This window comes from Intrasporangium chromatireducens Q5-1, from assembly GCF_000576575.1.
Classification (GTDB): domain Bacteria; phylum Actinomycetota; class Actinomycetes; order Actinomycetales; family Dermatophilaceae; genus Intrasporangium_A; species Intrasporangium_A chromatireducens.
Genome location: NZ_AWQS01000163.1, coordinates 1 through 8,906 on the forward strand (window position 1 = coordinate 1; position 8,906 = coordinate 8,906).

Genomic DNA, 8,906 nt, shown 5'->3' on the forward strand with positions numbered 1-8,906 from the left:
TCGGGCAGCAGCCCTTCGGCGGAGGCCGCGCCTCGGGGACGAACGACAAGGCCGGCGCCCCTCAGAACCTGCTCCGCTGGACGAGCGTGCGCGCCATCAAGGAAGCCTTCGTGCCGCCGACGCAGTGGCGCTACCCGCACATGGGCTGAAGGCCGCCCCGCGTCACGGGGACAGGCCGCAGTATGCCGCTCAGCCCGCGGGCTCGTGTCCGCGGGCTGAGTCGCACGGTCCTTCACCCCCAGGTCCAATGTCGCCCCGGGACCTGGGGCGGCGTCGACTGGGGAGCCGTGGGTGGCCGGTGAGCGAGGGCCCGCTCAGCGGCATACGGCGTGGTGGCGCGTCAGCGCTCCCCGGCCAGCCACGCGCGGCCGACGGCAGCCTCGCTGCGGATCCCGTCCACGATGGCCGGGGCCGCGCTCCGCTCGATCCGGCCGCCGATGAGCGGCACGGAGGCCTTCAGGTCTCCGTCGAGGGTCATCTGGGTGGCCGCGCCCTGGGGGGCCAGCCGGACCTTTGCGCGCAACGAGACCGGTGCACCGCCCAGCTCGACCGTGAGGTCACCGGTGCGGGAACCGTCGCCGTTCGACGCGGCCCACTCGTACGTCTCCGTGATGGTGAGCCGGGGCCCGATCAGGGACTTCGCGAAGTCGGGCAGGTCCTGTGTCGGCAGGTCACGCTTCGTGACGACCCGAGTCCCGTCGCCGGCCGGGCTCACGGCCACGTCGTGCGAGAGCGCGCCAGCCTCCTCGCACTTGCGGGCCTGGAAGCGCTCGTCGGTGAGCATGGCGAACACCTCGTCCGGCGAGGCGGGGTAGTCGACGGTCTCGGAGATCTTCATGGGGGACACCGTATTGCACACCGAGTCGGTGTCGCGGGGCCCGTCAGCCGGTGCCCTCGCGGGCCCGAACCGAGATGGCGCGCAGCGTTGTCAAGGACCCCTCGAGCTCGCGGACGACCATGGCGAGGTCGCGTCCCTGTGCGGCAGTGACGCGGTTCAACAGCTCCTGGACGTTGTCGTGGGCACGCCGGCGGCTCTCGGGATCGACCCGGCTGGGCCCGGGTCGCTGGGCGACCCGGCTGTCCTCGATGCCGAGCTCGTGCCGGGCCGCCTCGTCCTCGAGACCGCGCCGTCGGACGGAGCGCTCGACGGCACTCGTGACGAGTGCCTGCAGGGCCGCACCCACGCGGTCGAGCTCGGTGGCGGCGGCGGCGAGCAGCTCCCGCTCACGCGCCGTCTCCGCCACTGGCGTACGGCGGCTCCCCGGGGATGGCTCACCCAGGCCGTCGAGCAGGTCGACGAGACGGAGGGCGTGCGCGCGCAGGGCGCCGCCGAGCGCTGACACGGAGGCGGGGTCGACGGCCTCGGGGCTCACCGGCGCGACCCCCGTCGCTCCTGCGTCCCGAGCGAACCGCCGAGGTCGAGCAGCCGCTCCTCGAACGCGTCCGACAGGGCCAGCAGCGTCTCCGCCGCCTGCTCGACCCAGGCGTCGAGCAGCCGTTGCTCGGGCGGGCTGCCCAGCTCCGGCAGGTGGGTCAGCAGGTCGGCCGCGAGCTCGCGAGTCATCGACCGGCCTTCGGCGAGGGCCTGCACGACACGCGCGGGAGCCTGCCGCGCACCATCTGCACTGCCCATGAAAGCCACTCTAGACAGGTCGGCGTGACACCCCGAGAAGTTCTCCACCGGGCGCCGATTCCGGGGTTAGGGGCCGTCAGGGCTAGGCTCGCTGCTGATGCCCGGCACGAAGGGGTGCCGGCACGGCTAGCGCGTGAAGGAACCACCCGCCGACATGTCTGTGTCACTCGACAGCTCTCGCAATCACGTCCTCCAGGCCGCTGCGGCGGCCCCTCCCGCCGATAACGGGCGGACGGGTGCCGGAGGGGCTGACCTCCCCGGCCAGAGGGACTTCGCCGACTACCTCACCGTGTTCTACCGCCACGTCGCCACCGAGGACCTCCTCTCGCGCGACCCGGCGGAGCTCGCGGCGATCGCCACCTCGCAGCGGCGGCTCGCCCTCGAGCGGCCGGACGGCACGGTCAACGTCCGGGTCTTCAACCCCAGCATCGAGCGGGACGGCTGGCAGGGCCCCCTCACGGCCGTCGAGATCGTGACCGACGACATGCCGTTCCTCGTGGACTCCGCCCTCGCCGCCCTCGGCGGCTTCGACCGCGGCGTCCACATCATCATCCATCCCCAGATGTCGGTGCGGCGCTCCGTCACCGGCCACCTGGAGCAGGTCCTCACCGATACGACCGACGGCGAGAGCCCAGCCGCCGGCGCGCTGCACGAGTCGTGGATGCATCTCGAGATCGACCGGCTTCCCGACGCGGGGCTCGCCGAGGTCGAGGCGCGCTTGCGCGAGGTGCTGGGCGACGTGCGCAACACCGTCGAGGACTGGCCCAAGATGCGCGCCCACGCGCTCGCGATCGCCGCCGAGCTCAAGGCGGCGGCACCCACCGGCACCGACCCGCAGGAGGCCCGAGAGGCGGGCCGGTTCCTCGAGTGGCTCGCGCACAACAACTTCACCTTCCTCGGCTACCGCGAGTACTCCCTGCACCACGAGGAGGGCCAGGACATCTCGCGCTCGGTCCCCGGCACCGGCCTCGGCATCCTGCGCTACGACCGGCCCTTCGCCGCCGGTCACGTGCTCACCCAGGCCGCCAGCCGCGCCGCCCGGGACTCGACGATCCTCATTATCACCAAGGCGAACTCGCGGGCCACGGTCCACCGGGACGCCTACCTCGACTACGTCTCGATCAAGAAGTTCGACGAGGCCGGCGAGTGCGTCGGCGAGCAGCGCTTTCTCGGCCTCTACGCCTCAGCTGCCTACAACGACACGATCCAGGACATCCCGCTGCTCGACGTGCGCGCCCGCGAGGTGCTCCACCTGACCGGCCTCTCACCCGACAGCCACTCGGGCAAGGACATCCTCCAGATCCTGGAGACCTACCCGCGAGACGAGCTCTTCCAGACGAGCGCGCCGCGGCTCGCGGACATCGCCACGAGCGTGCTGCACCTGCAGGAGCGACGCAAGACCAAGCTCTTCCTGCGCCGCGACGACTTCGGCCGCTTCATGTCCTGTCTCGTCTACATGCCGCGGGACCGCTACAACACCGCCGTCCGGCTGCGCATCGAGGCGCTCCTGCTCCGGGCGTTCGACGGCGAGAACATCGACTTCACGACCCGGGTCGGGGAGTCGAGCCTGGCCCGCCTGCACTTCGTCGTCCGGATGGCCCCCGGCCACGAGATCCCCGAGGTCGACGAGGGGGCGCTCGAGCAGCGCGTCATCGACGCCACCAGGACCTGGGACGAGGACCTCTCCGACGCGCTGAGCGACGCCCGCGGCGCCGAGGGCGGCGCCCGCGCCATGGCCGCCTACGCCAAGGCACTGCCGGAGGCCTACAAGGAGGACTTCGACGTCACCACGGGCGTGCGCGACCTGGAGCGCATCGAGGCGCTCGGCGACTCGATGGACGCGACGGCCCTGCACCTCTACGACGACGACTCGTGTGGTCCGGCCGAGCGGCGGTTCAAGCTCTACCGCCGCGGCGAGCTGTCGCTGACCGAGGCGCTTCCGATGTTCACCCATCTCGGCCTCGAGGTCGTGGACGAACGGCCCTACCAGCTGCAGCTGCAGGACGGGCCGACGCTGCACATCTACGACTTCGGTCTCCGCGCGGACGACCCCGCCAAGTGGGGGAGCGGCGCCCGGCGCGACGAGGTGAGCCAGCACTTCGAGGCGGCTGTCCGCGCGGTCTGGGACGGCGTCGTCGAGTCGGACGGGTTCAACGCGCTCGTCCTCGCCGCCGACCTGACCTGGCGGCAGGTCGTCATCCTCCGGGCCGTCGCCAAGTACCTCCGGCAGACCGGCTCGACGTTCTCCCAGGACTACCTCGTGACGGCACTCGTCGCCAACGCCGGTATCGCCCGTGACCTTGTCGACCTGTTCGAGGCCCGGTTCGATCCCGACGCCTTCGCCGACTCGGACCAGGGCCGCACGGCGCGGCAGGAGCGCGAGGACGCGATCGCCGACCGGATCCGGGAGGCGCTCGGCGAGGTGGCCAGCCTGGACCAGGACCGCATCATCCGTGCCTTCCTCGGCGTCATCCTGGCCAGCCTGCGCACGAACTACTACCAGCGCGACGACGAGGGCGCACCGAAGCCCTATGTCTCCATCAAGCTGAACCCCAAGGCGGTCCCCGACCTGCCCGCCCCTCGACCGATGTTCGAGATCTGGGTCTACGGGCCCCGGGTCGAGGGCGTGCACCTCCGGTTCGGCAAGGTGGCCCGCGGCGGCCTTCGCTGGTCCGACCGCCGCGAGGACTTCCGCACCGAGATCCTGGGCCTCGTCAAGGCGCAGATGGTCAAGAACGCGGTGATCGTCCCGACCGGCTCGAAGGGTGGCTTCTTCGCCAAGCAGCTCCCCGACCCCGCCGTCGACCGGAGCGCGTGGCTCGACGAGGGCATCGCCGCGTACCGGATGTTCATCTCCGGGCTGCTCGACGTCACCGACAACCTCGTCGATGGTGCGCCCGTGCCGCCGCCTCGGGTCGTCCGGCACGACGAGGACGACACCTACCTGGTCGTCGCGGCGGACAAGGGGACGGCGAAGTTCTCCGACATCGCCAACGCCAAGTCGGCGGACTACGGCTTCTGGCTCGACGACGCCTTCGCCTCCGGAGGCTCGGCCGGCTACGACCACAAGGCGATGGGCATCACCGCGCGGGGGGCCTGGGAGTCGGTGAAGCGGCACTTCCGCGAGATGGGCATCGACACGCAGACCGAGGAATTCACCGTCGTCGGCATCGGCGACATGAGTGGCGACGTCTTCGGCAACGGGATGCTCCTGTCGGAGCACATCCGCCTCGTGGCCGCGTTCGACCACCGCAACATCTTCGTCGACCCCGACCCCGACGCCGCAACCTCGTTCGCCGAGCGGCAACGCCTCTTCGAGCTGCCCGGGTCGTCGTGGCGCGACTATGACGAGCGGCTCATCTCGGAGGGCGGGGGTATCTTCGACCGCTCCGCCAAGTCGGTGCGGGTGACGCCGCAGATGGTGACGGCGCTCGGGCTCGCGGAGGGGACCACCTCGCTCACGCCGGCGGAGCTGATGCGCGCGATCCTCGAGGCGCCGGTCGACCTGCTCTGGAACGGCGGCATCGGCACCTACGTCAAGGCGTCGTCGGAGACCAACGGGGAGATCGGCGACCGCGCCAACGACAGCATCCGCATCGACGGCGCCGACCTGCGGTGCAAGGTCGTCGGCGAGGGCGGCAACCTCGGCATGAGCCAGCTGGGCCGCATCGAGGCGGCCTTGGCCGGCGTGCGCGTCAACACCGACGCCATCGACAACTCGGCTGGAGTCGACACCTCCGACCACGAGGTCAACATCAAGATCGCGCTGGGCGCACTGATCCGCAGCGGCGAGCTGTCGATCGAGCGCCGCAACGAGCTGCTCTCCTCGATGACCGACGAGGTCGCCGCGCAGGTGCTGCGCGACAACTACGAGCAGAACGTCCTGCTCGGCAACGCCCGCGCGCAGCAGCACAGCATGCTCACCGTCCACGAGCGCCTGATCCAGTTCCTCACGGAGGAGGGAGACCTCGACCGCGCACTGGAGTTCCTGCCGACCGACGCCGACATCGCCCGGCGCCAGAAGGACGGGCTCGGCCTCGTGTCGCCCGAGTTCGCGGTGCTCGTCGCCTACGCCAAGCTCTACCTCAAGAACCAGATCGGTGCCTCGTCCCTGCCGGACGACCCGTTCTTCGCGGAGACGCTCCACGAGTACTTCCCGGGTCCGCTGCGGAAGGCCTATGCCGGGGCCATCGACGAGCACCCCCTGCGCCGCGAGATCATCACCAACTCGGTCGTCAACTCGATGGTCAACCGCGGCGGCATCACCTTCGCTTTCCGGGCCGCCGAGGAGACCGGGGCCACCCCTGACCAGGTGGCTCGGGCCTACGTCGTGTGTCGCGAGATCTTCGACCTGCCCGCCTACGTGCGGGCCGTCGAGGCGACCGACAACATCGTGCCCACCGAGGCCCAGACGGTGCTCTACCTCGAGTTCCGCCGGCTCATCGACCGAGCGGTGCGCTGGTTCCTGACGAACCGGCCGGGTCAGTTCGACATCGTCGCCGAGCTGGAGCGGTTCCAGCCGGGCGTCCAGCAGTACGGCCACCGGATGGCCGACCTGCTCCAGGGAGCCGAGCGCGAACGGCTGCTGCACCGGGCCGCCGAGCTCGAGGGCGCTGGGGTGCCGCAGGAGCTGGCCCTCGACGCGGCCTCGCTGCTCGACCGCTACTCGCTGCTCGACTGCATCGAGACCGCCGCGGAGACGGGTGAGGAGCTTGGCGACGTCGTCAGCACCTACTTCCGGCTCTCGGAGAGCTTCTCGATCGACGCGATGCTGTCCCGGGTGACCAACCTCCCGCGGGACAACCGGTGGGACGCGCTGGCCCGCGGGGCGTTGCGCGACGACCTCTACTCGGTGCTCATCGCGCTGACCCGGTCGGCCCTCGAGGTGAGTGAGCACGGCGCTGCTCCCGCCGACCGTGTCGAGCAGTGGTTCGCCCTCAACGCGGAGGCTCTGCGTCGGGCCCAGACCTCATTGGCCGCCATCGACCGGATGTCGCACCCCGGCATCGCGGCGCTCTCGGTCGCGCTGAGGACGCTCCGCACGGTGACGCGCCCCGCGGGGGCAGGTCTCGGGTCGGCGGCGGCGTCACGAAGCGGCAGGTCCGAGAGCTCCACGCGGACAGGGGAGGAGGCCGCCACGACCGGAGCATAGGCTCTGGCCGTGGCCACCTTGTCCGAGCTTCTCCGCGCCAGGACCGAGCTGCCCGACCCGGACGTCGAGTGGCTGCACCTGCTGGTGGGGGACTGGCAGCTGATCGCCGACCTGTCGTTCGCGGACCTCGTCCTGTGGGTGCGCTCGGTCGACGACCAGTGGGAGGCCGTCGCGCACGTGCGTCCGACGACGGGACAGCTGGTCTTCGTCGAGGACCAGGTCGGCCGGGTGGCCGACCCCGGGCGCACGAGCAGCCTGCTCGGCGAGGCGGCGGCCGACCGGCGCATCGTCCGGGTGCGGCAGGCGGCCGACGGGCCCGAGGCGACGATCCGGGAGGAGTTCATCCCGGTCATCCGCGCGGACCACGTCGTCGCGGTGATGACGCGCCACACGAACCTCTGGACGACGCGAACCCCCAGCCGGCTCGAGATCACCTACCTCGCGACGGCTGATGCCCTCTGCCGGATGGTCACCGGCGGTGAGTTCCCGCATCCCGGTGCGCCCACCGGGGTGCGGCGAGGGGCACCGCGCGTCGGCGACGGTGTCATCCGCCTCGACGTCGACGGGATCGTCACCTACGCCAGCCCGAACGCCGTCTCGGCGCTGCACCGGCTCGGCCACCTGGGTGAGGTCGTCGGGGCAAGCCTGGCCCAGGTGGTGACGGACAACCTGAGGGAGAACTACCCGGTCGACGAGGGGCTCCCGCTCGTGGTCACCGGCCGCCAGCCGTGGCGCACGGAGGTGGTCGCGGGCGGCACCACCGTCTCCATGCGGGCCATCCCGCTCACCGAGTCCGGCCAGCGGTTCGGGGCAATCGTGCTCCTGCGCGACGTGGGAGAGCTGCGGCGCCGTGAGCGGGAGCTGATGACGAAGGACGCGACGATCCGCGAGATCCACCACCGCGTGAAGAACAACCTCCAGTCGGTTGCCGCTCTGCTGCGGCTGCAGGCGCGACGGGTCCCCGAGGGCGAGGCGAGGGCGGCCCTCGAGGAGGCGGAGCGGCGGGTCGGAACCATCGCGATGGTCCACGACCAGCTGAGCCAGGGCTTCGACGAGACCGTCGACTTCGACCCCATTGCGGAGCGGGGGCTTCGCGCCGTCGTCGAGGTCGCCGCGAACGGAGCCACGGTCCGGACGCAGCTGGAGGGCAGCTTCGGCAAGCTCCGGGCCGAGGACGCCACCTCGATGGCGATGATCATCAGCGAGCTGGTCCAGAACGCGATCGAGCACGGCCTCGGCGATGCCGGCGGCCACGTGACGGTGCGGGTCCAGCGGACGTCGGACGACCGTGGGCAGCCGATGGTGGTCGTCGCAGTCGAGGACGACGGGCGGGGGATCGACCCGGCCCGCCCGCCGGGGTCGGGCCTCGGCACCCAGATCGTGCAGTCCCTGGTCGCTGACCTGCAGGGGCGGATCTCGTGGGAGCAGGTCGTGCCGCGCGGCACGAGGGCTCGCTTCACGGCGAGCCTGCGGCCGCTGTCCTGATGCCCCTCAGACACGCAAAAGCCCGGCGAGACGTCTCGCCGGGCTGCGGGGACGTGCGGTCAACCCGCGCGGCGCGCTCGGGCGTTGCGACGCTTGAGCGCCCGCCGCTCGTCCTCGGACAAGCCCCCCCACACGCCGGCGTCCTGGCCGGTCTCGAGTGCCCACTTGAGGCAGATGTCGATGACGGGACAGGTCCGGCAGACCGCCTTCGCCTCTTCGATCTGTGCGATGGCCGGACCTGTGTTCCCGATGGGGAAGAACAGCTCCGGATCGGCATCCAGGCAGGCAGCGCGGTCGCGCCAGTCCATATGGATCGTGCTCCTTCGTAAGGTGTCGGCACCACCTGGGTCAAGGCGGTGCAGTTGGGGCGCCAGCGTCGTTGTCGGAGCCAAGATCATGGTCGGGCCACGGAGGACTTCTCCCTGCCCAACGCAAACGCGCACGAAGGTGTTCCGTACGCGTCCGCAACAATCAAGTGTGCCGCCAGATCCCGGCTCCACTCAAGAGGTGGGAGGCAGTTCACACAAGATCTTGATGTTACCCGCAGGCTCGGGCCCGGTCCAGAGGGTCTCCGCGGCTCGTTCGCGTCGGGAAGTACGCTGGGCGCCGTGACCTTCTCGCCCACGGGCCAGCACG

At 71.0% G+C, this 8,906-nt stretch carries 6 protein-coding genes; 2 read left to right on the plus strand and 4 right to left on the minus strand.

What is annotated here, in order from left to right:
* Positions 1–340 precede the first annotated feature (340 nt).
* Genes N864_RS15905 through N864_RS15915 form a run of 3 tightly spaced genes read right to left on the minus strand, consistent with a single transcriptional unit; the run spans position 341 to position 1,633 of the window.
* Entirely contained in the window at positions 341–838 is a 498-nt protein-coding gene (locus N864_RS15905; protein ID WP_034718976.1) for a DUF2505 domain-containing protein, read from the minus strand.
* 43 nt (positions 839–881) lie between these two features.
* Positions 882–1,373 (minus strand): hypothetical protein, encoded by a 492-nt coding sequence (locus N864_RS15910; protein ID WP_034718978.1) that lies wholly within the window; start codon positions 1,371–1,373, stop codon positions 882–884.
* Positions 1,370–1,633 carry a hypothetical protein gene (locus N864_RS15915; RefSeq protein WP_155892974.1) on the minus strand — a complete coding sequence of 88 codons (264 nt, stop codon included), beginning with the start codon at positions 1,631–1,633 and terminating at the stop codon, positions 1,370–1,372. Before N864_RS15915 ends, N864_RS15910 begins: the two co-directional genes overlap by 4 nt.
* 154 nt (positions 1,634–1,787) lie before the next feature.
* On the opposite strand from N864_RS15915, the gene N864_RS15920 reads away from it, so the two are divergent.
* Both N864_RS15920 and N864_RS15925 read left to right on the plus strand, forming a co-directional pair.
* Entirely contained in the window at positions 1,788–6,785 is a 4,998-nt protein-coding gene (locus N864_RS15920; RefSeq protein ID WP_051518685.1) for an NAD-glutamate dehydrogenase, read from the plus strand.
* Between the two features lie 9 nt (positions 6,786–6,794).
* Complete coding sequence (locus N864_RS15925) at positions 6,795–8,270, plus strand: sensor histidine kinase (RefSeq protein WP_034718983.1); 1,476 nt, start codon at positions 6,795–6,797, stop codon at positions 8,268–8,270.
* 59 nt (positions 8,271–8,329) lie between these two features.
* Here the strand turns inward: N864_RS15925 and N864_RS15930 are convergent, their stop codons facing one another.
* Positions 8,330–8,578: a WhiB family transcriptional regulator gene (locus tag N864_RS15930; protein ID WP_034718985.1), complete on the minus strand. Its 249-nt coding sequence runs from the start codon at positions 8,576–8,578 to the stop codon at positions 8,330–8,332.
* Positions 8,579–8,906: the final 328 nt, after the last annotated feature.